At 54.8% G+C, this 23,775-nt stretch carries 24 protein-coding genes and 1 pseudogene; all 25 read left to right on the forward strand.

Annotated features, from left to right (window positions below; genetic code table 11):
• The first annotated feature begins 94 nt into the window (after positions 1-94).
• Positions 95-1,615: an aldehyde dehydrogenase family protein gene (locus P2R09_RS03730; RefSeq protein ID WP_003853329.1), complete on the forward strand. Its 1,521-nt coding sequence runs from the start codon at positions 95-97 to the stop codon at positions 1,613-1,615.
• Between the two features lie 1,058 nt (positions 1,616-2,673).
• Complete coding sequence (locus P2R09_RS03735; protein WP_003853326.1) at positions 2,674-3,270, forward strand: hypothetical protein; 597 nt, start codon at positions 2,674-2,676, stop codon at positions 3,268-3,270.
• 23 nt (positions 3,271-3,293) lie between these two features.
• The gene (tssJ, locus tag P2R09_RS03740; protein WP_275767188.1) at positions 3,294-3,788 is read left to right on the forward strand and encodes a type VI secretion system lipoprotein TssJ; all 495 of its coding nucleotides are present in this window, start codon (positions 3,294-3,296) and stop codon (positions 3,786-3,788) included.
• A gap of 5 nt (positions 3,789-3,793) precedes the next feature.
• Positions 3,794-5,134 (forward strand): type VI secretion system baseplate subunit TssK, encoded by a 1,341-nt coding sequence (gene tssK, locus P2R09_RS03745; RefSeq protein ID WP_039661097.1) that lies wholly within the window; start codon positions 3,794-3,796, stop codon positions 5,132-5,134.
• 20 nt (positions 5,135-5,154) lie between these two features.
• Positions 5,155-6,390 (forward strand): DotU family type VI secretion system protein, encoded by a 1,236-nt coding sequence (locus P2R09_RS03750; protein WP_033743187.1) that lies wholly within the window; start codon positions 5,155-5,157, stop codon positions 6,388-6,390.
• Positions 6,391-6,393: 3 nt separating this feature from the next.
• Entirely contained in the window at positions 6,394-10,023 is a 3,630-nt protein-coding gene (gene tssM / locus P2R09_RS03755; protein WP_275767190.1) for a type VI secretion system membrane subunit TssM, read from the forward strand.
• Between the two features lie 14 nt (positions 10,024-10,037).
• Positions 10,038-10,754 carry a type VI secretion system-associated protein TagF gene (tagF, locus tag P2R09_RS03760; RefSeq protein ID WP_003853313.1) on the forward strand — a complete coding sequence of 239 codons (717 nt, stop codon included), beginning with the start codon at positions 10,038-10,040 and terminating at the stop codon, positions 10,752-10,754.
• A 16-nt stretch (positions 10,755-10,770) separates the two neighbouring features.
• Positions 10,771-11,787 (forward strand): type VI secretion system protein TssA, encoded by a 1,017-nt coding sequence (tssA, locus tag P2R09_RS03765; RefSeq protein ID WP_192377803.1) that lies wholly within the window; start codon positions 10,771-10,773, stop codon positions 11,785-11,787.
• Positions 11,788-11,866: 79 nt separating this feature from the next.
• Entirely contained in the window at positions 11,867-12,400 is a 534-nt protein-coding gene (gene tssB, locus P2R09_RS03770; protein WP_008925979.1) for a type VI secretion system contractile sheath small subunit, read from the forward strand.
• A complete protein-coding gene (gene tssC / locus P2R09_RS03775) occupies positions 12,397-13,896 on the forward strand; it encodes a type VI secretion system contractile sheath large subunit (RefSeq protein WP_003853307.1) in 1,500 nt (499 codons plus the stop codon). The genes tssB and tssC overlap by 4 nt, the downstream gene beginning before the upstream one ends.
• 45 nt (positions 13,897-13,941) lie before the next feature.
• The gene (locus tag P2R09_RS03780) at positions 13,942-14,202 is read left to right on the forward strand and encodes a hypothetical protein (RefSeq protein WP_275767196.1); all 261 of its coding nucleotides are present in this window, start codon (positions 13,942-13,944) and stop codon (positions 14,200-14,202) included.
• A 240-nt stretch (positions 14,203-14,442) separates the two neighbouring features.
• Positions 14,443-14,925 (forward strand): type VI secretion system tube protein Hcp, encoded by a 483-nt coding sequence (locus P2R09_RS03785; protein ID WP_275767198.1) that lies wholly within the window; start codon positions 14,443-14,445, stop codon positions 14,923-14,925.
• A gap of 100 nt (positions 14,926-15,025) precedes the next feature.
• Entirely contained in the window at positions 15,026-15,715 is a 690-nt protein-coding gene (locus P2R09_RS03790; protein WP_345799220.1) for a hypothetical protein, read from the forward strand.
• 74 nt (positions 15,716-15,789) lie between these two features.
• Positions 15,790-16,014 carry a hypothetical protein gene (locus P2R09_RS21585; RefSeq protein WP_345799219.1) on the forward strand — a complete coding sequence of 75 codons (225 nt, stop codon included), beginning with the start codon at positions 15,790-15,792 and terminating at the stop codon, positions 16,012-16,014.
• Positions 16,011-16,424 carry a hypothetical protein gene (locus P2R09_RS03795; RefSeq protein WP_140916476.1) on the forward strand — a complete coding sequence of 138 codons (414 nt, stop codon included), beginning with the start codon at positions 16,011-16,013 and terminating at the stop codon, positions 16,422-16,424. Before P2R09_RS21585 ends, P2R09_RS03795 begins: the two co-directional genes overlap by 4 nt.
• A gap of 18 nt (positions 16,425-16,442) precedes the next feature.
• Positions 16,443-16,578 (forward strand): annotated as a pseudogene (locus tag P2R09_RS03800) (hypothetical protein); the annotation flags it as partial.
• Positions 16,551-16,922, forward strand: a complete 372-nt coding sequence (locus P2R09_RS03805) for a T6SS amidase immunity protein Tai4 family protein (RefSeq protein WP_275767203.1) — start codon at positions 16,551-16,553, stop codon at positions 16,920-16,922. The pseudogene P2R09_RS03800 and the gene P2R09_RS03805, both read left to right, overlap by 28 nt.
• Positions 16,923-17,034: 112 nt before the next feature.
• Positions 17,035-17,439, forward strand: coding sequence for a hypothetical protein (locus P2R09_RS03810; RefSeq protein ID WP_275767205.1), 405 nt, complete (start codon positions 17,035-17,037; stop codon positions 17,437-17,439).
• A gap of 22 nt (positions 17,440-17,461) precedes the next feature.
• Positions 17,462-17,914, forward strand: a complete 453-nt coding sequence (locus P2R09_RS03815; RefSeq protein ID WP_225613734.1) for a lysozyme inhibitor LprI family protein — start codon at positions 17,462-17,464, stop codon at positions 17,912-17,914.
• A gap of 23 nt (positions 17,915-17,937) precedes the next feature.
• Positions 17,938-18,336 (forward strand): lysozyme inhibitor LprI family protein, encoded by a 399-nt coding sequence (locus tag P2R09_RS03820; protein WP_039661069.1) that lies wholly within the window; start codon positions 17,938-17,940, stop codon positions 18,334-18,336.
• 381 nt (positions 18,337-18,717) lie between these two features.
• Positions 18,718-20,586 carry a type VI secretion system-associated FHA domain protein TagH gene (gene tagH, locus P2R09_RS03825; protein ID WP_275767209.1) on the forward strand — a complete coding sequence of 623 codons (1,869 nt, stop codon included), beginning with the start codon at positions 18,718-18,720 and terminating at the stop codon, positions 20,584-20,586.
• Positions 20,583-21,374, forward strand: coding sequence for a protein phosphatase 2C domain-containing protein (locus P2R09_RS03830; RefSeq protein ID WP_003853291.1), 792 nt, complete (start codon positions 20,583-20,585; stop codon positions 21,372-21,374). Before tagH ends, P2R09_RS03830 begins: the two co-directional genes overlap by 4 nt.
• 10 nt (positions 21,375-21,384) lie before the next feature.
• Entirely contained in the window at positions 21,385-22,365 is a 981-nt protein-coding gene (locus P2R09_RS03835; protein ID WP_003853289.1) for a hypothetical protein, read from the forward strand.
• Between the two features lie 16 nt (positions 22,366-22,381).
• Positions 22,382-23,209 carry a type VI secretion system accessory protein TagJ gene (locus P2R09_RS03840; protein ID WP_275767213.1) on the forward strand — a complete coding sequence of 276 codons (828 nt, stop codon included), beginning with the start codon at positions 22,382-22,384 and terminating at the stop codon, positions 23,207-23,209.
• A complete protein-coding gene (gene tssE, locus P2R09_RS03845; RefSeq protein WP_003853285.1) occupies positions 23,199-23,774 on the forward strand; it encodes a type VI secretion system baseplate subunit TssE in 576 nt (191 codons plus the stop codon). Before P2R09_RS03840 ends, tssE begins: the two co-directional genes overlap by 11 nt.
• The last annotated feature ends 1 nt before the right edge of the window (position 23,775 follow it).

Below are 23,775 nucleotides of genomic sequence, written 5' to 3' on the forward strand. Positions count from 1 at the left end.
TTCCGGATAACAGACCTGACAGGCTCTCAATGATGCTTCATGTTAATAATAAGTTTCATCATTGTTACATCAGTCACCTGTCAGGAGAATGACCATGCGTTACGCCGCCCCCGGAGAACAGGGTTCTCTGATCACATTACAAAAGAATTATGGCAACTTCATTAATGGTGAATTCGTCGCGCCGGTGAACGGCAACTACTTCACCAATACTTCGCCAGTGAACGGCTCTGCGGCCGGTGAGTTTCCCCGCTCAGATGCCGCCGATGTAGATAACGCCGTCGCCGCTGCGGCTGCGGCGGCTGACGCCTGGGGAAAGACATCACCACAACAACGTTCTCTGCTGTTACTGAAGATCGCCGATCGGCTGGAACAGCATCTGGAGACCATGGCGGTCTATGAAACCTGGGACAACGGGAAACCGGTACGTGAAACGCTGGCGGCGGATATGCCGCTGGCTGTCGATCACTTCCGCTACTTTGCCGGTTGTGTCCGGGCGCAGGAAGGCAGTGCGGCAGAGATTGATGAGTTCACCGCTGCCTACCATTTCCACGAGCCGCTGGGCGTGGTGGCGCAAATTATCCCCTGGAACTTCCCGCTGTTAATGGCGGCCTGGAAACTGGCGCCGGCGCTGGGCGCAGGTAACTGCGTTGTACTTAAACCGGCAGAACAGACGCCGCTGTCGATCACCGTTTTTGTCGATCTGATTAAAGATCTGCTGCCGCCAGGCGTGCTGAACGTGGTGCACGGCTTTGGTAAAGAGGCAGGCGAAGCGCTGGCTTCTCACTCCGGCATTGCTAAGGTGGCCTTTACCGGCTCTACCGCCACCGGGGGTCATATCCTGGAACTGGCAGCGAAAAGCCTGATTCCCTCAACGGTCGAACTGGGGGGCAAATCACCCAACATCTTCTTTGAAGACATCATGCAGGCGGAAGAGAGCTTTATTGAGAAAGCCGCTGAAGGCGTGGTGCTGGGCTTCCTGAATCAGGGCGAAATCTGTACCTGTCCGTCACGTGCACTGGTGCAGGAGTCCATCTACGAACCGTTTATGGCCGCCGTAATGAAGCGGGTTAAAACTATCAAACGGGGCGATCCGCTGGATACTGAGACCATGGTCGGCGCGCAGGCGTCACAGCAGCAGTTCGATAAAATTCTCTCTTATCTTGAGGTTGCCCGACAGGAGGGAGCTGAAGTGCTGGTGGGTGGGGGTGTTGAGAAACTGGATGATGAACTTAACAGCGGCTACTACATTCAGCCAACCCTGCTGAAAGGCAACAACAGCATGCGGGTTTTCCAGGAGGAGATCTTTGGACCGGTGATTGGCATTACCACTTTTAAGGATGAGGCGGAAGCGGTCAGCATTGCTAACGACTCTATTTATGGGCTGGGTGCGGGCGTCTGGACACGAGATATCAACCGTGCTTATCGGGTGGGCAGGGCGATTAAAGCCGGTCGCGTCTGGACTAACTGCTACCACCTCTATCCGGCACACGCCGCGTTTGGTGGGTATAAAAAATCGGGTATTGGTCGCGAGACGCACAAAATGATGCTGGACCACTATCAGCAGACCAAAAACCTGCTGGTCAGTTACAGCATCGAGCCGCTGGGCTTCTTCTGATCGACCTGACCAAATAATTTTTCCGCTTGTTACCGTTAAACCACGCTGAGGCGTGGTTTTTTTTATGTCCCGACTTTGTAACCTGCTGACACACTTAAACTTATCGGCAATCATATTTTTGTAAAGAACGCTTAATCAGTCCTGGCCGCGCACAGAGTGTGGCCGTGTAGCGTTTCGCTTATCTGCCTTAAATCCTTTCCCTTCTTCACTCACGGCAACGCTGTCATTCAATCAATTAACTCATTGATAAATCGTCTTTTTACAGATAAATCCTGCCACCTTAACGGTACTTTACGGAAGGATGCCGTTTCTCACCACGCTTCCGTCACTCGCAATCAGCGCCACTTTTTACATGAGTTACTTTAATGATGCTTCAGGGGTGAAAACACTTATTTGTAAAAATACTTTATATTTTTGCATGTTGTTAGGATTTGTCCTAAGTGGGTGCTTAAAAGCTCGACATATTTGGCTTAACTTATTTAGTTAATTATTTCTTAAGTAAATTCTAATGAAATAGGCCCGTTGAAATTTTGTCAATCTTCTGTAAACTCGCAGCTTATATTTACACATGGATCGTAATTTCAGACCCGCGGGCAGGGACTACCTGGCTCGTGCGGTAGCTATGAAATTTTATAATGATTATAAATACATGAAAGTTAAGCATTTAATTCATGTATTAACAGGTGTGTTAAGTCATTTTATTTCGTAAGCGAATAGCGTTGTGTATGTAAATCGTATTCAGTTTGTCGGTTTTACGACCAGGGATGGCATTAGTAAAACTTGGGTTTTGCCTGCCTGCTCAAATTTGCCGGGAAAAAATTGATCATGTTTCTGATCGTTTATTGCTAGGTCAGATTCTTCTCCATTCCCGCTCATACCTTCGCTGATCGTTTTTCATACTTAACTTTAACTGATCGTTTTTTGTAAGGTTACGCAACAGTTTTGCGCCGTTCGTTTAAGAATGATCATTCTGAATGGCCCTGATTGCGCTTCTTTCAAGCCCTGTTTCTAAATTTTCAACACTCACAACCGGCCTTTGGCCTCTCTCCAGGATATGAATGGAACACAACATGAAAAAAATGGCGAAGCTCCACATTGCACTAGGCCTGATGTTTGTTTTCTCTCTCGCGGGTTGTAAAACACCGCCAAAAATGACCGATGACACACTGGTCACCAGCACGGTGGACGGCGTAGCGCTCAGCCACCGTTATGCCGTAAAACCCCCCGCGCAGTTCAGCCCGATTAACGAGACTTACCGCGCGCTCTATCCTGGCTCGGTGATGAGCCAGCCAGGCTACGGTGGCAAGGTGGTGGAGACGCTGAAAACCGGTGAAAGCTATACCGTGATTGGTCAGGTGGAGAACAACTGGCTGGCGCTGGGTGAACCGGCCCAGGCTGCAGAAGCGAAACCGGATAGCGGCACGGCTACCGTGAAAGATGCACCGCAATCTGCCACGCCGCAGGCGACGGTTACGTTGACGGGCTATGTGCCGTTTCGCGCCGTGGTGAAAAGCGATCTCTACGATCAGACAGTTAAAGCCGATCAGCCTAAACGTCGTGCGCGCAGTAGCAGCAAGAAGAAAACCTGTGTCGCGGTGAATGGTGACAGCACTGCCTGTCAGAACAGCACCAACGGAACCTGGATCATTAACTAATCGCAAAAAGCAGGGAGGGCTTGATGATGAGAACAACTCAACTGCGTGGTGGGCTGATAGTGCTGCTGGTGTTGCTGCTGGCGGCCTGTAGCAGCAGTAAGCAGCCTGTGGCTTATTACAACCTGGACGTGCAAGGACAGAATCAGCTCAATGGCGGTGCGCCGCTGAAAGTCCGGGTGTTGTTACTGAGCTCCGATGCGGAGTTCATGTCAGCAGACTTCTTCTCCCTGCAAAACCAGTCCGCCACCGTACTGGGCAGCGCACAACTCAACACCCAGCAGTTCTTCCTGACACCCGAGCAGCGCAGTAAAACGCTGCGCATCAAGAGTCTGCCGGAGACACGCTTCATCGGCATCATGGCGGAATATCAGGCGCTGGACGGCAAAGTCTGGCGCCTGTCGCTGCCGGTGCCTGAAGATGCGTCGCCCTCATTCTGGGCGTTCTGGAAACGTAACGATGGCGAGCTGAATGCGCGCATTGTGGCGGGGATTAATGGCCTTCGCGTGGAAAAACAGTGATGCCTATGAACAGAGCCGAAAAAGTGGTCTGGACCGAGGGGATGTTCCTGCGTCCCCATCATTTCCAGCAGTCAGAAAATTATCTTCTCAGCACCCTGCGTGAGTGGGGCCAGTCACAGCGCGCTTATACCTGGGGCTTTTACGATCTGGAGTTTGATGAAGCGTTGCTGCGTCAGGGAAAACTTGCGCTGAGCGCCGCCAGCGGCTGCCTGCCGGATGGCACATTTTTCTCCTTCAGCCAGCCACAGCATGGCCCGGCACCGCTGGACCTTCCGGCCTCTGTTGACCGCAGCAAGGTCGTGCTGGCGATACCGGCCCGACGCAATGGCCGCGAAGCCGTCGCTTTTCAGGAGTCGCAGGACTCTCTGGCGCGCTACCTTGCCTGGGAAGCGGACGTGGAAGATGACAACGCACAGGCCGTGGGCAGCGCCACAGTGCAATTCGGCAAGCTGCGCCTGCGTCTGATGCTGGAGCAGGATCTTACCGCCGAGTGGACTGCGATGGGCGTGGCGCAGGTGATTGAAAAACGCAGCGACAATCACATCCGGCTCGACAGCGACTACATCCCGCCGATGCTGGGCCTGAACAGCAGTCGTCCACTGCAAAACATGTTTAACGACCTGTACGGGCTGATCCAGCAGCGCAGTCAGCAACTGAGTCAGCGAGCGCCGGGCACCGGCCGCTTCAACAGCGCTGATATGGTCGATTTTATGCTGCTGGCGCTGCTCAATCGTCAGCTTGGCCTGCACAGCCATCTGCAACATCTGCCGTTACTGCATCCTGAAACGCTCTATAGCCACTGGCTGCAACTGGCGGCGGAACTCAGCACCTGGACGCCCGCCCGCGCACCTGATGCGCTGCCGCTTTATGACCATGACGATCTTCACAGCTGCTTTAGCCGTCTGTCGCTGCTGTTGCGGCAGGGACTGTCGCAGGTCATGGAAGAGAGCGCGATTCAGCTGCCGCTGACCCAGCGCTCGCACGGCCTGAACGTCGCCACTGTACCGGAAAGCAGCATGGTGCATGAGTTTGGCTTTGTGCTGGCAGTAAAAGCCAGCGTGCCGGCTGATACCCTAAAAACCCATTTCCCGGCGCAGATGAAAGTCGCGCCGGTCAGTAAAATCCGCGATCTGGTGCAGCTGCAACTGCCGGGCCTGGCACTTCGGGCGATGCCTGGCGCGCCGCCGCAGATCCCGTGGCATGCCGGATACAGCTATTTCGAACTGGATAAGAACAGCGAGCTATGGAAAGAGATGGAGCGCTCGGGCGCTTTTGCGCTGCATCTTGCCGGTGAGTTTCCGGGCCTGAACATGGAGTTCTGGGCCATCCGCAGTCAGTCAGAATAATAAACTGAGCACGCAGCATGATGCAGGAACAACAAAAATCACACAGCGATCTTGCGCCCGATGCCAGCCACCAGAATGTGCTGGTCGCGGCGGCTAACCCCCTGATTAACGCGATTCCACAGATCCGCCATTCGGTATCGCATGACGATCCGGCGCAACTGCGCCAGCAACTGATTGACCAGATTCGCCGCTTCGAGCTGAGCTGCCAGCAGTCCGGTCTCGGCTACGAAGTGATCATCGGCGCGCGTTACTGCCTTTGTACCGCGCTGGATGAGGCGGCGGCGCTGACCCCGTGGGGCAGTCGCGGCGTCTGGACCAGCAACGGCTTACTGGTGACGTTTCACAACGAAACCTGGGGTGGCGAGAAGTTTTTCCAGCTACTGGCCAAGCTGTCGCAGAACCCAAGACGCCACATTCTGATGCTGGAGCTGATCTACTTCTGCCTGCTGCTGGGGTTCGAAGGCCGCTACCGGGTGCTGGACAATGGCCGTTCGCAGCTGGAGACCATCAAACAGCGTCTGCTGCAGATGATCAGAAGCGTGCGCGGCAATTACGCGACGGCGCTGTCACCGCATCCCACCGATCAACCGGTGCTGCGCAAGCTGTGGCGACCGATGATCCCGCTCTGGGCCTGCGCCGCAGTCGCCGGACTGGCGGCTTGCCTGTTCTATATCGTGCTCAACTGGCGTCTGGGCGATTACACCTCGCCGGTGCTGGCCCGCATCTATCAGACGGCGCTACCGGAAGTGAAGATCGGCAACCCTGCGCCGCCACCGCCCGCCACGCTCGACCTGCGCGGTTTCCTGAAACCGGAAATTGATGCCGGGCTGGTGGCGGTTCGTGATGAAGCGGATCGCAGCGTAGTGACTCTGAAAGGGGATGGGTTGTTTGCTTCGGCGGCCACCGACGTGCGCGGACGCTATGTCGACGTGATCCAGCGCATTGCCGCCGCCATGAACAACGTCAGTGGCCAGATTCAGGTGATTGGTTACAGCGATAACGTACCGATCCGCAGTGCGCGCTTCGGCTCCAACTTTGAGCTTTCGCTGGCACGCGCGCGGTCGGTGCAGTCCCTGCTGCAACAGCAACTGGCAGATCCATCACGGGTGAAAGCGGAAGGGCGCGGCGAAAGCAATCCGCTGGTGCCAAACAACAGCGCAGAAAATCGCGCACGTAACCGTCGCGTTGAAATCACACTGCTGGTGGCGCCGGATGCGACGCATGCCGAACTTAACGGCCTGGCGAGAGGGAACTGATCCATGCTGAATATTCTGTTTGCGGTGCTGACCAGCCGCCTCGCGTGGGGCTTTGTCGGCATCACCGCGCTCTCATTCATTATCTGGGTCATTGGCCCGGTCTTCTCTATCGTTGATTCGCGGCCGCTTGAACCAGAGCAGAACCGGATGATCAGTATCGCACTGCTCTATCTGGTCTGGGGTCTGGGGCAGGCGATCCCACGGCTTTACAATTACTGGCTCAACCGCAAGCTGATGTCGAGTCTGGAAACCGGCAAAAGCGATGCGCCGGAAGCAGATCGTCAGCGTCTGACCAGTGAAGAGCAGGTGCTGGCAGGGCGCTTCTCTGAAGCCACAGAGATGCTGAGAAAGGCGCATTTTCAGCGCCACAGCAGCAAGGGTACGCCGTTCTGGGCGCAGCGCTTTGGCCGCCAGTATCTCTATCAGCTGCCGTGGTACATGATCATCGGCGCACCCGGTGCCGGTAAAACCACCGCGCTGGTCAACTCCGGCCTGCAGTTTCCGCTGGCGGACAAGTTCGGCAAGTCGGCGCTGCGCGGCATCGGCGGCACCCGCAACTGCGACTGGTGGTTCACCAATGATGCAGTCCTTCTCGATACCGCCGGGCGCTACAGCACCCAGGAGAGTCAGCAGGATAGCGATGCCAGCGAATGGCATCATTTCCTCGACCTGCTGCGTAAATATCGCGGACGTCAGCCAATTAACGGTGTCATCGTCACCCTGAGCGTCTCCGATCTGCTGAGCCAGTCGCCCGAGGCACTGCGCAACCAGGCGCTGGCGCTGCGTCAGCGTCTGATGGAGTTGCACGATCGTCTCGGCATCCGTTTCCCGGTCTATGTGCTGGTCACCAAAGCTGACCTGCTTAAAGGCTTCCGCAGCTACTTCGGCTCCCTGGACAAAGCCCAGCGCGAACAAATCTGGGGGTTCACCTTTCCGTGGGCGAAGGCATCCGCTGCCGATTTTGAGCTGAACAGCCAGTTCCAGCAGGAGTATTCACTGCTGCAACAGCGACTTGATGCCGGACTGCCCGACCGTCTGCTGATGGAGAGTGACGCCCAGGCACGGGCGGAAAGCTATCTCTTCCCGCAGGAGTTTGCGGCGTTACGTCCATTACTGGCAGACGCACTTGATACGCTGTTTGCCCGCTCCGATTTTGAAACCCAGTTCGCGCCACGCGGCATCTATTTTGCCAGCGGCACTCAGGAAGGACTGCCGTTTGACCGGGTGATGGGCGAGCTGAACCGCGCGCTGAATCTGCCAGGCCAGCAGGCGGGCGAATCAGGCAGATGGGATCAGGTTGATAAAGACGCGCCAATTCCGCAGAACAAAGGCCAGAGCTTCTTCCTGAAAGGGGTGCTGGAAAATGTGATTTTCCAGGAGTCGGGCCTGGCGGGCAGCAATCGCTGGTGGGAGCTGCGCAACCGTGCCGGTCTCTGGTCGGGATATCTGGCCCTGCTGGTGCTGGTGCTGGTGGCGGGCGGACTGTGGCTTACCAGTTACAGCAAGAACAAAACTTACCTGCAGGAGATGGCTGCTAAAGGACCGCAGGTTGAGCAACTGGGCAATCAGCTTCAGCAGCAGGTCAATGGCGATCTCTTTGCGCTGGTGCCCTATCTCAACACCCTGTTGCACCTGCCAGAAAGCGCCGACTTCTCGCTGGACTCTCCACCGCTGACGCGCCGCATGGGGCTTTATCGCGGCACCGAGGTCAGCGATGCAACCCGCGCGCTTTACGACAAAGCACTGAAACAGCTGCTGTTGCCGCAGGTGGCACAGAACATCACCCGCTGGCTGCGTAATGACACTGGCAGCGATGCGGACTACAGCTATGAAGCGCTGAAGGCTTATCAGATGCTCTATCAGCCGAAGCACTACGATGGCAAATTCCTGCAGGCCTGGCTGATGCTGAATCTCTCACGTGAGCTGCCGCAGAACGTCACGCAGCAGCAGGTAAAACAGCTGGCGTGGCATCTGCAACAGCTGCTGGAAACGCAGATCCACTCGTCGCCCTACGCGAAGGATGACGCACTGGTAAAGCGCGAGCAGGAAATGATTAATCAGATGCCGCTGTCACAGCGGGTTTATGGACGACTGAAGCGCCTGCTGCAACGGGATGACAGCCTGCAACCGGTCACGCTGGCGTCGCTGGGCGGGCCTCAGAGCGAGCTGGTGTTTTCCCGCAAAAGCGGTAAATCGGTGAATGACGGGGTGTCCGGTCTCTATACACCGGACGGTTACTGGCAGCATGTCGATAAGCAGATTGCCCCGGTAACGCAGGCACTTTATCAGGACGATCTCTGGGTACTGGGCGGTGCTGCGCCGCAACAGAAAAGTGAGCAGACCGATCTCGCGGTGCGTCAGCTCTATGTGCAGGACTATATCCGCCAGTGGGAGCAGTTTCTGAGTGATATCCAGCTCAACAGCAGCGCCGACCTTTCGCAACGTATCAACACCGCGCGTCTGCTGTCAGGCAATCACTCGCCGCTGCGCCAGCTGGTCATCAATCTCAGCAATCTGCTGACGCTGAACCGGGCGCAACCCGATGAGAAAACCGCGCAGGCAGCAAAACCGTCGGATAACAGCGCCACCCGTACTCTGGAAGCGCTGTTTACGTCACCTGAAGCGAGCGCTGCGCGTGGACAGGCGGCAACGCAGGTCTCTCCGGAACAGGCCGTTGCTGTGCACTTTGCGCCGATCCTTGAGCTGGCACAGCCGCTGCAGCAGGGCAGCAAGGTGCTGGCGGTGGATGACTTCCTGCACCAGATTGACGACCTTTATCGCTACCTCACGGCGGTGCAGGATGCCGCCAACAGCGGAATGCCGCCACCGGCCAGCGATGCGATCAGTCGTCTTCAGGCCAGTGCCGGAAGACTTCCCGGTTCGCTACAGAATATGGTCTCCAGCATGGCGGTCGGCGCCAGCAGTGATGCACAGCGCCGCGACATGGATAACGTCCGTAAACGTATCACGATGGAGGTGGGCAGTTTCTGTCGTCAGGCGATCGCCGGTCGTTATCCGCTGGTGCGCTCCGCGCGCAGTGAAGTGACACCTGACGACCTGGCCCGGATGTTTGCGCCTGGCAGCGGCATGATGGACAGCTTCTTCCGCGACAACCTGGCCAGCAAAGTCGACACCACCAACGCATCGTGGCGCTTTACGCCAGGTATTGACGGCAAAACGCTGCCGGGTGGCGAAGCGCTGCTTCGTCCTTTCCAGCAGGCGCAGTCAATTCGTGATGCGTTCTTTGCCAATGGCGCAACCACGCCAGGCTTCCGCGTCACGCTACGCACCGTAAAAATGGACAATGACATCCTCAACCTGACGCTGGATGTGGATGGTCAGCAATTGCGTTACAGCCACGGGCCGCAGGCCGTGCAGATGGTCAGCTGGCCCGGCCCTGGCGGCACCAGCCAGGTGCGGATGCAGCTGGGCCTGACTAACGGCACCACGTCGACGCTGGTCACCAGCGGCCCCTGGGCGCTCAATCGTTTCTTTGACCGCGCCCGGGTTACTGCTGCAGGCGGCCTGACCCGTGAAGCCACGTTCAGCGTGGAGGGCCATCAGGTCACGCTGTCGTTCACCCCTGGCAGCATTCGTAACCCGTTCCAGCTTCCCGGCTTTAGCTGCCCCTGAAACAGGACCCGACAATGACTCATTACGCTGCACCCTGCTGGTACGGCAAATTGCCCAGCGCAGGTGACTTTGTGAAGCGCCGCTTTCCTGACGTGCTCTATCGCCAATGGTCCAGCTGGTTTCAGGTGGGCCTGCATCACTGGCAGAGCAGCCAGGAGAGTGAAAACGCCCCGTCGCGCCCGTTCCTTAACGCGCCGGTCTGGAATTTTGTGGTGCCGCCGATGCTGGGCAGTCAGCTGATCCAGATGGGCTGCCTGATCGCCGCACGGGACAGCGTAGGGCGAAACTATCCGCTCTGCGCGCTGCGCCACTTCACCCCCGCCGAGTGGTCTCCCGCGCTGCTGGCCCGTTCCGGCGAGTGGTATCAGCAGGTGGGCAATACGCTGCTGCGGGTGGTGCAGGGTGGCGGATCGCCGGAACAACTGGATCAGGCGCTGATCAGTATTCCGCAGCCGCAACCGCCGCAGGAAGCGGGCGAGTCATCAGATATTCTCAACGTCATCGGGCATGGCGACACGCCGTCGACGCTGAACTGGGCACTGCCGGGCGAGAACTTCGACCCGCAGTTTTACACCAGTTTCTGGTGGACCAATCAAAGCGACGGCTTCCCGCTTTATACCCAGGTCCACAGCGGTAACTTCACCGCTCAGCTCTTTTCATTGCTATTTGATCCGGCCGGTGGGGCAAAGCCGGGACGAAACGGACTTTATCCCCCGATGTTTGAATCCTGAGGCGACACGCATGACGATGAATACAGAGGCCTTGCTGGCTCCGGTCAGTGAAGAGAATCCCGGCGGCGATAACCTGGAGTACGACGCCGATTTTCAGGCGATGGAGCAGGCCAGTGCCGGCAAAGCGGAACAGCAGTTCGGCGATACCATCATTCCCGCGGAACCCGCCGACTGGAACAAAGTTGAGAAGCTGGCTATAGCCTTACTGGGCCGCAGCAAAGATTTGCGGGTGATGCTGGCGCTGACGCATGCCTGGACGGAGCTGAAAGGGTTGCCGGGCTATGCGCAGGGTCTGAAGCTGATTGAACAGGCGCTGCTGCTTTACTGGGAGCCGCTGTGGCCTCGTCTGGAAGAGTACGGCGAACAGGATCCCTTCTACCGTATCAATGCTCTGGCGTTGCTGGGTGACAAGACCTCCCTGAGCGGCGCGGTGCGTCAGTGCTGGCTGCTGCGCTATCCGTCCGACGGCATCTCGCTGCGCGATGCTGCCGCCCTGTGTGACGGCAGCAAAACCGAAGTGGCGGATTATCCCGGCGGCCTGCCGCGTCTGATCGACGAACTGGCACGCGGCGACCAGCCCGGCATTGAGGCGGTACTGCAGATTCATGAGCGGCTGCAGACCATCTGCGAAACCATCGCCGAACGGCTGGGCGAGGCGGCAGTGCCTGAACTGATACAGATGCGCCGACAGATTGCACTGATCGCCGAACGCTGCCAGGCCACGGACCTCAGCCAGCTGATTCCCACCGCAGCGGCGGAACAGCCCGCAGAAGCCGCTGCACCGGCGGCTGTCGCAGCGGCCCCGCGCGCTGCAGCGGACTGGCGCACGGTACAGATCAGTTCCCGCGCCGACGCGCAGCTGATGCTGGAGAAAGTGAAACTGTACTTCACCCAGCATGAGCCGAGTCATCCGGCCCCGCTGATGATTGATCGGGTACAGCGCTTAATCGAGCGCGACTTTCTGGAGATCATCCGCGAACTGGCACCCGATGGCGTTCATCAGCTGGAAACCATTTTCGGACGTCGCGACTAAGCAGGCGTGACCCACTCACACAGCGGGACCTGCGCGCCTGCTGTGACACATTATCCGCGCATCATTGATGGAGAAAACCATGGCAACAAGCAAATCCAGTGGGCAGAAGTTCATTGCCCGCAATCGCGCGCCTCGCGTTCAGATTGAATATGACGTGGAAATTTATGGCGCGGAACGCAAAATCCAGCTGCCGTTTGTGATGGGCGTGCTGGCGGATCTGGTGGGTAAACCGCTGGAGCCGCAGCCGGGCATCGACGAACGGAAATTCCTGGAGATCGACATCGACAACTTCGATGAGCGCATGAAAGCGCTGAAGCCGCGCGCCGCGTTCCAGGTGGACAACACCCTGAATGGCGAAGGCAAGCTGAACATCGATCTCACCTTTGACAGCATGGATGACTTTTCGCCGGATGCGGTGGCCCGTAACGTCGAGCCACTGAGCAAGCTGCTGGAAGCGCGTACCCAGCTGGCGAACCTGCTGACCTATATGGACGGCAAAAACGGTGCGGAAGAGCTGATTGGTAAAGTGCTGCAGGATCCTACGCTGTTGCAGGCCCTGACCCATCTGCCAAAGCAGGATGAGGCCACTGAAGGTAAGGAGCCGCAGGCATGACGCAGACTTCACAACAACCGCAGTCGCAGGGCGCAGCCAGTTTCAGTCAGGATGAGTTCAGTGCGCTGCTGAATAAAGAGTTCCGGCCAAAAAGCGATCAGGCGCGCGCGGCGGTCGAAAGCGCGGTGAAAACTCTGGCGCAGCAGGCGCTGGAAAACACCGTCACCGTCTCCAGCGATGCGTATCGGACCATTCAGGCGCTGATTGCGGAGATAGACGAAAAGCTGTCGCAGCAGGTAAACCAGATTATTCACCACCCGGAGTTTCAGTCGCTGGAAAGCGCCTGGCGCGGCCTGAGCTATCTGGTGAACAATACCGAAACTGACGAGATGCTGAAAATCCGCTTTATGAGCATCTCCAAGCAGGAGCTGGGTCGTACTCTGAAGCGTTACAAGGGTGCCGGCTGGGATCAAAGCCCGCTGTTCAAGAAGATTTATGAGCAGGAGTATGGTCAGTTCGGCGGCGAGCCGTTTGGCTGCCTGGTGGGTGACTACTACTTCGATCATAGCCCGCAGGATGTTGAACTGCTGGGTGAGATGGCACGTATCGGTTCGGCCGCGCACTGTCCGTTCATTACCGGTACCGCGCCGGAAGTGATGCAGATGGAGTCCTGGCAGGAGCTGGCGAACCCACGCGATCTGACCAAGATCTTCCAGAACACCGAATATGCTGCCTGGCGCAGCCTGCGTGAATCGGAAGATGCACGCTATCTGGGTCTGGTGATGCCGCGTTTCCTGGCACGTCTGCCTTATGGCATTCGTACCAACCCGGTCGACAGCTTCGACTTCGAAGAGCAGACCGACGGTTCCGATCACGGCAACTACACCTGGAGCAATGCCGCCTACGCCATGGCCGCCAACATCAACCGCTCATTTAAAGAGTATGGCTGGTGTACGGCGATCCGCGGCGTGGAGTCGGGCGGTGCAGTGGAAAACCTGCCGTGCCACACCTTCCCGAGCGATGACGGCGGCGTGGACATGAAGTGCCCGACCGAAATCGCTATCAGCGATCGTCGCGAAGCCGAACTGGCGAAAAACGGCTTTATGCCGCTGGTGCATCGCAAAAACTCTGACTTCGCCGCCTTTATCGGTGCGCAGTCACTGCAGAAGCCGATGGAGTATCACGACGCCGATGCCACCGCCAATGCCCGTCTGGCGGCGCGTCTGCCTTACCTGTTCGCCTGCTGTCGTTTCGCGCATTACCTGAAGTGCATTGTGCGTGACAAGATCGGCTCTTTCCGCGAGCGCGACGAGATGGAACGCTGGCTGAACGACTGGGTAATGAACTACGTCGATGGCGATCCGGCTAACTCCTCGCAGGAGACCAAGTCCCGCAAGCCGCTGGCTGCTGCCGAGGTGAATGTGGAAGAGCAGGAAGACAACCCTGGCTATTACGCTGCGAAGTTCTTCCTGCGTCCGCACTACCAGCTGGAAGGCCTGACCGTTTCGCTGCGTCTGGTTTCTAAGCTGCCGTCACTGAAGAATGACAATGCTTAAACGTTGAGTCGCAAGGTTTTCAGGCGCGAAAGGGGTTTGCGCCTGATGCCTGACAGAAAGTTTGCTGAAATGAGTGTCAGGGAGGATGACAGCATGGTTAAAAAGCTAGTCCTGTATTTATTACACTTCCTGCTGAAATTTATTTCCGCCCTGATTCTATTCAGCTTTACAGGTTATTTCATTTTCTTCTGTGACTGGAATGTCACGATGATGGGGAAAATAATTAACGGTATTCTGATTGCTCTTTCAGTCACTGTTTCGTTAGGTTTTTACTGGGCAGGGGATAAGCTAAGAAGAATTTATTAATTGCTTCTCTGCTTTCTGAATGCCTGGTGAAAACCTCGATTCCGCATTATGAAAAGATGAATATATATTGCCCGGCTTAATGCCTGGTAATTCGGTATCTGAAATATCGTTTATGACGATATTTCAGAAGCAAGGCAAAGGTAAAATATGGACTGTTTTATTCAGCCCCATGCTTTTCTTTTTGCCATATCCTTGCTTTTTTTGAAAGCAATATTCTCAACCAATAAAGAGTGAAAGATAATGGCTATTGATATGTTTATGAAGGTTGACGGTGTTACTGGCGAGTCGAAAGACTCAAACCACACTGGCTGGACCGATATTACCTCTTTCTCATGGGGTGCCTCTCAGCCAGGCAACATGTCTGTTGGCGGCGGAGGCGGTGCCGGTAAGGTTAACTTTAACGACCTGCACGTTAATGCATTAATCGACAAGTCAACTACGGCGCTGCTGAAGAACTGCGCAAGCGGTAAGCATCTCGCTAAAGTTGAACTCTCTATCTGTAAAGCGGGCGGCTCTCAGGTTGAGTATGCACGCATCACCCTGGAAGACGTTCTGGTGACCGCTGTGAATTACAATGGCTCCGACAACAGCGATACCCTGGGAATGACTTACTCCTTCCAGGCATCGAAAGTGAAGCAGCAGTACTGGGAGCAGAGCGCTTCCGGCGGCAAAGGCGCAGAGAGCAGCGCAGGCTGGGACATCAAAGGCAACAAAGAAGCGTAATAAACGACGCCTCCGAAAAGGGGGCGTATCTTCATTAAAATTAATGAATTAATGCAGTGGTTATACGTTTTGCTCATTTAATTGCAAAAGGAGGTTGTTTATGGCTGAAAAAAATTCAATTGAGCCGGGATTTTGTGTTGTTCAGCGTCCGGGAAGACTGACTGAGCAGGCAATGTGGCTTTATGGCACGCGCAATATGTCTGCCGCGAACTATTTTTTGCAATTAAATGCTGATGTTGCATGGGCTAAACCAGGCCAGATTTTAATCGTTGCTGACCCTGACGGTAACAATCATCCTGCAGCCATGCGCACTCTGGAAGAGGCTAAATCCAGAACCAATAATAGTGTCACTCATCTGACGGTTGATGAGGCTGATTTCTTTAACCGCCATTATGCCTCTATTGCTGCAATTACCAACTTTATGGATAAAGCCTCAGGTATCATAGGTGACGCAGGCGAGAAGTATTTTAATGAAATTGGCAATAAACTTACCGCCATTGAAAATGCCTATCGTAATCAATATCTGACATCTGGAACATTGTTCGGTCAGCAGTTTTTTGTTGAGCGGAAGCGGTTGTTTGGTGAGCTTGAAGTGTTACTGAATCGTTTATCCCGATTTGTGCTGAATTTGCGCCCCTACGAGAAGATAAAACATGCATTAAACCTTTCCAGTTCCTCTATCATCCATGATTGGCAAACGGCAGGCACAACAGCAATACGTGGTTATTCGACCTATGTAGATAGTGCAGCCAAAGCAGCAAAATTCATGAAAATGGGTGGGTTTCGATAGGATTTAGTGCTGTAAATACGACTAATGAGGTTTATCACAGTTGTACCAAAGAAAGAGAAAATGAATGCTCTAAAGTGGCGGTGAAAGAGTATTCTAAGTTTGCAGCAAGCACGACTGCAGCTATCTTAGGTGGTGCGGCGTCTGCAACACTTGCAACATCTGCCTGTGTGGCACTGGGTGTTGCAACCGGAGGCATTGGTGCGTTAGCTTGTGGAATAGTTGGTTCCACAGTGGGTGGTTATGGCTCTGCTAAGCTGGGTGAAAAAGGGGCAGGTATTTTGATGGATAAGATTTTATGATTTGGTATGATTTTTTTATGTATGGCAGCTTAATTTTATCTGTTTTAGTTATTTCGCTGCATGTTTATACTGCGTGGTTCTTTAGAGTTAATCAAAAAGCTTATCAGGATTTTATCAATCTTTATCAAAGTACAGGGTTGCAACTAGACTTGACCACTAAAGTTGCAAACCATTTGGGATTCTATGCTAATTATCAGAAAGTAGCATTTTTCATGAATCTCAGAAAGGGGCGGAAAATGCGTTTTTCTAAGTCTGAAAATGTCAGTATTCAGGCCTATGAATTTGTGCAGCAACAACCCAGAGAGAAAATGGTGTGGATGGAAAAAACGCTCCACCTTTACCAGTTTACATTTTTCCTGACCGTTGGTTGGGCTGTTTTTATGGCAGTTTTCGTTTATGTATTTAACTGAGGTTAGGGATAAGACTGCAGCAATGCCCGAGGGCGTGTGACACTCTGACGGCAATATCTGCTCTGATACCTGTCACTTCCTGGGTGGTGCAGAAAATGGTAGTTTTGTTCCTGATGTTGCCTCCCTGTGGATACTGAAATTAAAAAGTTACTGATTTTACTGGCTCTGACGTCATCTCCTGCGGCGCTGGCGATAACGCCTCCTGCTCCTGATTCGTTTAAACAACCGCAGATTTTCAGCAACTGGCTTCTCAACCGTTGCGCAGGTAAAGCTACCACTGACAAGGCTTTCACTGATGATGCCTTTAAAAGCGCGTCAGCCTGGTTAGAGATAAGCCATCTTCCCGTTGAAGCATTTAGCGAGGGCGATAAGTTAATCAATGACTATCTCAAGATGAACCTTACAGGCTCGGTTTCAGGAAATTTCAATATGATGAAATGCACGTTACTTGCGCAAAGCCAGGATGCTGAATCTCTCTATAATAAATATAAAAATTAATTTCTTTTTTGTGGAAAGCTCCAGGGATACAGTAACGCTAAATATCATAAATGAATTTTCATAGAAGATGTTTTTAGTTAAATGTAATCACGTATTACAGCTGAAGCTCAGCATGATAGTGACTCGTGAATGGAATCAACATATGATAAAGAAAATAATCCATATTATTATTATGGTGCTTATTGGTTTGCCTTCATTGTCTTTAGCAAAATCAGTTTCACACTTTGAAGGAAAAATATTCAAGGCGGATATCATCTATAGTTGTGAGGAAGGTAATCTCACCTGTGATAACGTTTCGCTCAAGTCAACAAAAGTAAAAGATAATTCTTCAATTGTCCTTAAAGGTGAGACCATCAATTCAAATTGCCCTGATGTCTGCGACTTCAGGGGATATCGCTTTACGAATGGAAAGTACGAGTATTCTTTTTATCCCAGTCAGAAGGGCGATAACCTCTGGGATTATATCGTGACATTCAAGGGGAATGTTATTGCTCAGGATGTTGGCGTGATGAAATAAACCGCTTATAAAGTGCTGCATAATGAGCCTGCCCATTTGCTCAGGCATGGGTAAGTTATTACAGGTAAAGATTTTAATGAGAACATGTTTTTCTATATTGCTGTCTATCACGGTTATGTATGTTTCGCCCGTCCACGCAATGAGTGATTGTTCAAAAGGGAATAACGACCAGGAAGTTTACAATTGCGCCCGGAAAAACAGAAGCCAGACTGAGATTGATTTAAATAAAGAATATAAACTGGCTAAAGCCAGAGTTGAAACTCTTTTTGAAGGTGATAATAAAGCGCTTAGTCAATATATGAGTACATTAACTGACGCTCAACGAGCGTGGCTACAGTACCGGGATAATGACTGTAAACTGGCTTCTTATGTTGCAGATAAAGGAAGTGATTTAAGTAACGCTAATTTTAATATGTGCACTTCTGAGCTTAACGAGCAAAGAGTCATAAAGCTTAAGTTGATTCCCTATCATTGATCGTTAATAGTGCTGAGATAATTATGAAAAGAATAAGTAAACTGATTTTGATCGGTGTGTCCCTTTCCGTAAGTGCTTCAGCGATCGCTGATGAGACCTGTGCAAAACAGCCTTCAGACGGCACGCTGTTTCAGTGTACTGTTCAGCAGAAGACGCTGGCGGAAGATGACCTGAACAAAGCGTACCAGACGGCTAAAAAGCGGATTGTACAGATGTACGGCACACAGAAAAAACTGGCTGATGACTATGTCGCAACGCTGGTAGATACCCAGCGCAACTGGCTGAAGTATCGTGATGGACAGTGCAGGCTGGAGGCCTTTGCGGCTGAAGAAGGCAGCAATGCGAGTGCGGTGGCGACTAATCTCTGTGTTATCCGCATCGATAAAGAGCGTTTTGCTCTTCTGAAACAACTGCCTTACTGATGATTTTCCTTGCTCAGGCTTTACAAGTCGGGCACGACATTCTCTTTAACTATCGCGCATGGCGTTACGCTTTAATCCCGTTTTTTCAATGCCTGTAAATGATTCTGAATAAATGCTATTTAAGCAAGAGAGTCTCTGGTGCTCATAATAAGATTATCTTTGAATTTATTTTAATTATTACCCTGTTCGTTAGTTAAAAATTAACCTTTAACGCAATGTTATCGGCTTAACTAAATATGATGGCTTTTCTGTTTATAAGTCTTAATTAACCGCCAGCTATTTAAGAAAACCAATTCTAAAATCTCCCGCTCCCTATACCCCGCGCCTTTCCCTGAGAGGTGCGCGGTATAGATGCCGAACCGCTAACCGCAGGAATCCGTTATGCGCTTTACGATAATAACGACTAAACCGGGCCAACAGCCGCCTCAGACTCATTGTGATTTCTTCCCGCCCGGCGGCACCATTGGTCGCGGCGTGGATAACAATCTGGTGCTGCCAGATGATGACCGGACGCTCTCCCGCCTGCAGGCGATTGTGCACATCACCGCGAACGGCGAATGTCGCCTGACCAACCGTGGCAATGTGACACGTGTGCTGCTCAACGATATTCCGCTGGAGCGCGGTCGGCAGGTTGAACTGCAGGATGGAGACATTCTCGGCATTGATGATTATCAACTGCTGGTCAGCGACCTCAACAGTGATCATCAGCCGCAGATGGAAAGGGCCGTTCCTCGTCCTGAACCCGTGCAGCCCGCTGCACCTGTTCGCGAACCGGCAGCTGAAAAAGCCAGCACCACCGCTGCCATTCCCAGCGAAATCTGGGACAGCCTGGCGAAAGAGTTTTCGATTTCAGACGATCTCTCTAAACGCAAAGCGGTGCCCGAGATACCGGATGCCCATCCGCTGACCACGCCTGCTGCTGCAGAGCGGAATCCGGAAGATCCGCTGGCGCAACTGATCAACGATGCGCCGCTGGATTATGGTCAGCAGCCTAAAAGCAGCAGCCTGTTTGATGACGGCGATGCGCTCTTCGCACAGCAGAGCATTTTTGACGATCGGACGCCGAGCACGCTGTCGGCTCAGCAGCATAACGCGCCAAAGCAGGCTGAAGCGCCCGCCGCTGAACTGGATCCGCTTAGTCTGTTTGACGGCGAGAGCCAGACTGATGTGCGCAACCATGACGATCCATTAGGACTGATGATGGGCAATGCGGTGCCGCTGGCACAGCCGGAGCTGCCGACAGCGAAACCGTCCACGTCGCCGGTATCGCCTCAGCAAGAGGCAAAGCCTGAGCCGGTTACTGCACACGAACCCGAGCAGGTCTCCGTCAGCCTGAACGAAATGGAAAACTCACCGCTGTTCAGCCGTATCGACTTACCGGTTGATGACCAGCCTCAGAGCCAGGTGCACAGCGAAGCCCCACGCCAGGCGGATGACGCGGAGTCCAGCCAGCCTGACGCGGTGAATCCGCAGAACGACTACGGCGGGATCACGCTGCCCACGCCCCAGACAGTGCAGCGCACGCCATCGCCGACGCCCAAAGGGCGCCTGCGCATCGATCCGGTTGCTTCCGGTCATCATCATGCCGCTGCAGTTCCTCCCTCAACACCAAGCCAGAGCAGCGGCGACGCCCTCAAGGGCGAACTGCTGGATGCGCTGCTGGAAGGCATGGGCCTGCGTGACCTGCAGCCGACGCCACAGTTTGATCGCGAACAGATGCTGCAGTTTGGTCAGATGCTCAGCATGTTCTCACAGGGCACGGTGGCACTGCTGTCGTCGCGTTCGATCCTCAAGCGCGGCGTCAAAGCCGACATGACGGTGATCCTTGATGATGCCAACAACCCCTTCAAGCTGCTGCCGTCGGGTAAAACCGTATTAATGCAGATGTTCGGCAGCCGGATGCCGGGCTTTATGCCGCCGCGTCAGGCGGTGCGTGATGCGCTGATCGATCTGCAGGCGCACCAGCTGGGCATGATCGCCGGTATCCGCGCCATTATCGCCTCAATGCTGCAATCCTTTAACCCGGAGCAGCTGGAAGAAGAGGCGCGTCAGGCAGGTTCAGTGTCACGTATTGGTCTGCCGGGCAGCCGCAAAGCAGCACTGTGGGAGCATTTTGTTGAGCGCTACGGCGAGACAGCGGGCGAGATCGAAGACGACTTTCATACCCTGTTTGGCGAAGCGTTTCTGCACGCCTATGACCTGGAAGTCAATCAGTACAAAGACTCACAAACCCACACGGATGACGCATGAATATCACTATTGCCTCGACGTCCAATCAGGGCGATCGCGCCAGTAATCAGGATCAGATCGGTGATGTCATCGGTACGCGTTCAGCCTGCTTTGTCGTCTGCGACGGTGTAGCCGGGTTTCCCGGCGGTGACAGGGCGGCCGCCATCGCCCGCAGCAGCCTGCTGCAGGCCTTTGATGGCGATGCGCACCTCAATGCGCAGTCGATTCGCAACTACGTTAATCACGCGAACCACGCCATCCGGCAGCAGCAGAAAGCCAGCAGCGAACACAGCCGGATGGGGACCACGCTGGTCAGCCTGTTCATTGACCGCGACTACCATCTTGCCTGCTGGGCCCATGCAGGCGATAGCCGCCTCTATCTGTTTCGTCGCGGCTATCTCTATCTTGTCACCACCGACCACAGCCTGGTGCAGCAGATGAAAGATGCCGGACATCGCACCGAAGGCATCAACAGCAACCTGCTCTATTTTGCGCTGGGGATGGGTGATGAGCAGCGTGACGCCAGCTACAGCGACGTGGTCGAAATCGAAGATGGCGATGCCTTTTTACTCTGCACCGATGGTTTCTGGCATGGCGTTTCGCTGGAGCAGATGCAGCAGTCACTGCACATGGTGAACACACCGGAAGAGTGGCTGACGCTGATGCAGCAAATCATCAAAAACGATCAGTCGGATCAGGGGCAGCAGGATAATTTCAGCGCGCTGGCCGTCTGGATTGGATCGCCCCAGGACACCACCTTGCTGCACTCGCTCTCTGAAGCGGCGCAGTTCTTCCCTCTGCGAGATTGAGAACGCCAACATGAAATATGGATTACTGGGTCTGGCTGCGCTGGTGCTCAGCACGCAGGCTTATGCTGAAAACTATCGCATCGTACAGTCCCCGGCACAGAAACTGGATGTCTGGATTGATGACGTCAAAAACAATCAGCTGTCGAGCTGGTGTAACAGCACCATTAACCTGCGCATCGTGACGATGGGTGAGAAAAACCCGACTGTTTTAAAAGAGTTCTTGCCACGGGTAGCCGGATTGATGGCCACGCAGTGTAAACCGCTGCAGCAACTGCACTGGCAGCTGACCGATCCAGAGGGCAGTGAGATCGCCACCGGCAGTGCCGCTCGTGCGCAGCAGTGGAAAACCGTGGTGACGCCAGCGGCACCGCAGCAGCAACAGCAACAGCCAACCACGGCGGCCGTGCCTGTTGACGCTCTGCGCAATGCCGCCCAGGCGGATACCTCGCCGTGGCTGCAATTCAGTCTGCTGGATGGCTGCCATTTCCGCACCTGGTGGCAGCATCCGGCGCAGGGTAGCGCGCTGTTTGTTCCCGCAAAACAGGGGCTGGTCTGCGGTTCTGACGGCTGGCTCAGCGGGCAAAGCCGCCTGACTCAGCAAGGTAACGGTGCATCTGCGGCAATCGGCGTGACCTTCCTGCAGGGTTTCCCGGTGACGGGCCTGAGCAATCAGTCATCCACGGCCGAACTCCACATCACCACGGTCAATAGCGAGCGTATGGTGCTGAGCAACGAAAAATCCCCTGACAGCTGGCTGGTTCTTCCGTTCAGTAACCGTTTTAACGGCTGGCAGGCGGTGCGGCAGGTGGTGGTGCAGATGCCCGCCAGCGAAGCGGCTGATGAGAGTGCGGTTCAGGCGCGTCTGCAGGAAGTTCGCAAAGTCTGGTCACCGTGGGTCAGTGGGGATGGCACGCTCAGCGTGCAGCTGGTGGAAAAACTCCATCCTGAACTGAAAAATCCCGCCGCTGCGGTCTATCGCACCCTTAACTGACGCAAAAGGAGTTTGCATGGAATCCTTACAACACCTTCTGGCTAACGCCACGCTCGGCGAAACACTGGCTGACGTCACCCGCCAGATTCAGGCGAATCCGGCAAATGCCGATCTGCGGGCTGCCTTTGTGCAATTGCTTTGCCTGTCAGGTAACTGGCCGCGCGCGCAGACGCAGCTGCAATCCTGGCTGGCGTTAAGTCCGCAGGCGCAACCAACTGTCAATCTGTTGCAGCAGGCGATCGCCGGCGAGCTGCAGCGTGACGCGGTACTGCGCGGCGAGGCCGACCCGGTTCTGCCGGGTAGCGCCTGGCACTGGTGCGACACACTGCTGGCCGCCTTACAGGCCGACACCGCGGGCGATGTCGCGCGCGGCACTGCACTGCGGGCTGAGGCACTCGACCTCGCCGACGCCAATCCCGGCACCGCCACCCAACAGGATCAGCCAACCGCATTCAGCTGGCTGATGGATGGCGACAGCCGTTTCGGTCCGGTGTGTGAAGTGATCAATCAGGGGCGTTACTACTGGATCCCGTTTGCCGCCATTCGTGAGATGCAGTTCCAGGCGCCTGCCAGCGTCACCGATCTGGTGTGGCGTCACACACGCGTGCAACTGGTGGATGGCAGCGAGCAGGTGTGTCAGATTCCGGCGCGCTATCCGCTGCTGGCGGGTGCAGAGGAGCGTTTTCTGCGTGCCAGCGTCACCGAATGGCAGCCACTGGGCGATGACACGGATCAGTTCATCGGCCAGGGACAAAAAATGTGGCTCAGCGACAGCGCGGAATTCTCGCTGCTGAGCCTGCAGCAGGTCACGTTCGACAATACAGAGTCTGCCGATGAGTCATGATTCAGGCGCGCACAATGATGGCTATGCCCAGCTGCACGGCGGCTTTCGCGCGCGCAAAAAGCGCGATGCGTTGACCGCCCGCGACAAGCTGCAATCCTCATTGCTGGATCGCCTGACCGACAACGCGCCGGACAAGCAGCAGGAGGCGGAGAACAGCATGCTGATCAGCCACAGCACGCTGCGTCGCCACGTCCTGCGCGATCTGCAGTGGCTGTTCAACACCATTAATAACGAAGCGCAGCAGGATCTCAGTGGTTTCGATCAGGTGCAGCGCTCGGTCTGGAACTTCGGCGTTGCGCCGCTGGCCGGGCAGAACGTCTCCGATATTGAATGGCAGGATATGCAGCGCAAAATGACCAACGCCATTCTGCACTTCGAGCCGCGTATTTTGCCGCAGGGGCTGCAGGTGCGCTGCGTCAGCGATCTCGGCTCGCTCAGCCTGCACAACGTGCTGTCGATTGAGATCAAAGGGCGGCTCTGGTGTGTGCCTTATCCACTGGCGTTTCTGTTCCGCACTCAGGTTGATCTGGAGAGCGGCCATTTCGAACTTCAGGATGCAGGATAAC

Origin of the sequence: Pantoea sp. Cr_R13 (assembly GCF_029222565.1) — a bacterium.
Taxonomy (GTDB): domain Bacteria; phylum Pseudomonadota; class Gammaproteobacteria; order Enterobacterales; family Enterobacteriaceae; genus Pantoea; species Pantoea eucalypti.

What these genes read in the sequence shown, in the direction of transcription:
- P2R09_RS03730 (WP_003853329.1), top strand. Translation starts at nt 95, where the DNA reads ATGCGTTACGCCGCCCCCGGAGAACAGGGTTCTCTGATCACATTACAA.
- P2R09_RS03735 (WP_003853326.1), top strand. Translation starts at nt 2,674, where the DNA reads ATGGAACACAACATGAAAAAAATGGCGAAGCTCCACATTGCACTAGGC.
- tssJ (WP_275767188.1), top strand. Translation starts at nt 3,294, where the DNA reads ATGATGAGAACAACTCAACTGCGTGGTGGGCTGATAGTGCTGCTGGTG.
- tssK (WP_039661097.1), top strand. Translation starts at nt 3,794, where the DNA reads ATGAACAGAGCCGAAAAAGTGGTCTGGACCGAGGGGATGTTCCTGCGT.
- P2R09_RS03750 (WP_033743187.1), top strand. Translation starts at nt 5,155, where the DNA reads ATGCAGGAACAACAAAAATCACACAGCGATCTTGCGCCCGATGCCAGC.
- tssM (WP_275767190.1), top strand. Translation starts at nt 6,394, where the DNA reads ATGCTGAATATTCTGTTTGCGGTGCTGACCAGCCGCCTCGCGTGGGGC.
- tagF (WP_003853313.1), top strand. Translation starts at nt 10,038, where the DNA reads ATGACTCATTACGCTGCACCCTGCTGGTACGGCAAATTGCCCAGCGCA.
- tssA (WP_192377803.1), top strand. Translation starts at nt 10,771, where the DNA reads ATGAATACAGAGGCCTTGCTGGCTCCGGTCAGTGAAGAGAATCCCGGC.
- tssB (WP_008925979.1), top strand. Translation starts at nt 11,867, where the DNA reads ATGGCAACAAGCAAATCCAGTGGGCAGAAGTTCATTGCCCGCAATCGC.
- tssC (WP_003853307.1), top strand. Translation starts at nt 12,397, where the DNA reads ATGACGCAGACTTCACAACAACCGCAGTCGCAGGGCGCAGCCAGTTTC.
- P2R09_RS03780 (WP_275767196.1), top strand. Translation starts at nt 13,942, where the DNA reads ATGCCTGACAGAAAGTTTGCTGAAATGAGTGTCAGGGAGGATGACAGC.
- P2R09_RS03785 (WP_275767198.1), top strand. Translation starts at nt 14,443, where the DNA reads ATGGCTATTGATATGTTTATGAAGGTTGACGGTGTTACTGGCGAGTCG.
- P2R09_RS03790 (WP_345799220.1), top strand. Translation starts at nt 15,026, where the DNA reads ATGGCTGAAAAAAATTCAATTGAGCCGGGATTTTGTGTTGTTCAGCGT.
- P2R09_RS03795 (WP_140916476.1), top strand. Translation starts at nt 16,011, where the DNA reads ATGATTTGGTATGATTTTTTTATGTATGGCAGCTTAATTTTATCTGTT.
- P2R09_RS03810 (WP_275767205.1), top strand. Translation starts at nt 17,035, where the DNA reads ATGATAGTGACTCGTGAATGGAATCAACATATGATAAAGAAAATAATC.
- P2R09_RS03815 (WP_225613734.1), top strand. Translation starts at nt 17,462, where the DNA reads ATGAGCCTGCCCATTTGCTCAGGCATGGGTAAGTTATTACAGGTAAAG.
- P2R09_RS03820 (WP_039661069.1), top strand. Translation starts at nt 17,938, where the DNA reads ATGAAAAGAATAAGTAAACTGATTTTGATCGGTGTGTCCCTTTCCGTA.
- tagH (WP_275767209.1), top strand. Translation starts at nt 18,718, where the DNA reads ATGCGCTTTACGATAATAACGACTAAACCGGGCCAACAGCCGCCTCAG.
- P2R09_RS03830 (WP_003853291.1), top strand. Translation starts at nt 20,583, where the DNA reads ATGAATATCACTATTGCCTCGACGTCCAATCAGGGCGATCGCGCCAGT.
- P2R09_RS03835 (WP_003853289.1), top strand. Translation starts at nt 21,385, where the DNA reads ATGAAATATGGATTACTGGGTCTGGCTGCGCTGGTGCTCAGCACGCAG.
- P2R09_RS03840 (WP_275767213.1), top strand. Translation starts at nt 22,382, where the DNA reads ATGGAATCCTTACAACACCTTCTGGCTAACGCCACGCTCGGCGAAACA.
- tssE (WP_003853285.1), top strand. Translation starts at nt 23,199, where the DNA reads ATGAGTCATGATTCAGGCGCGCACAATGATGGCTATGCCCAGCTGCAC.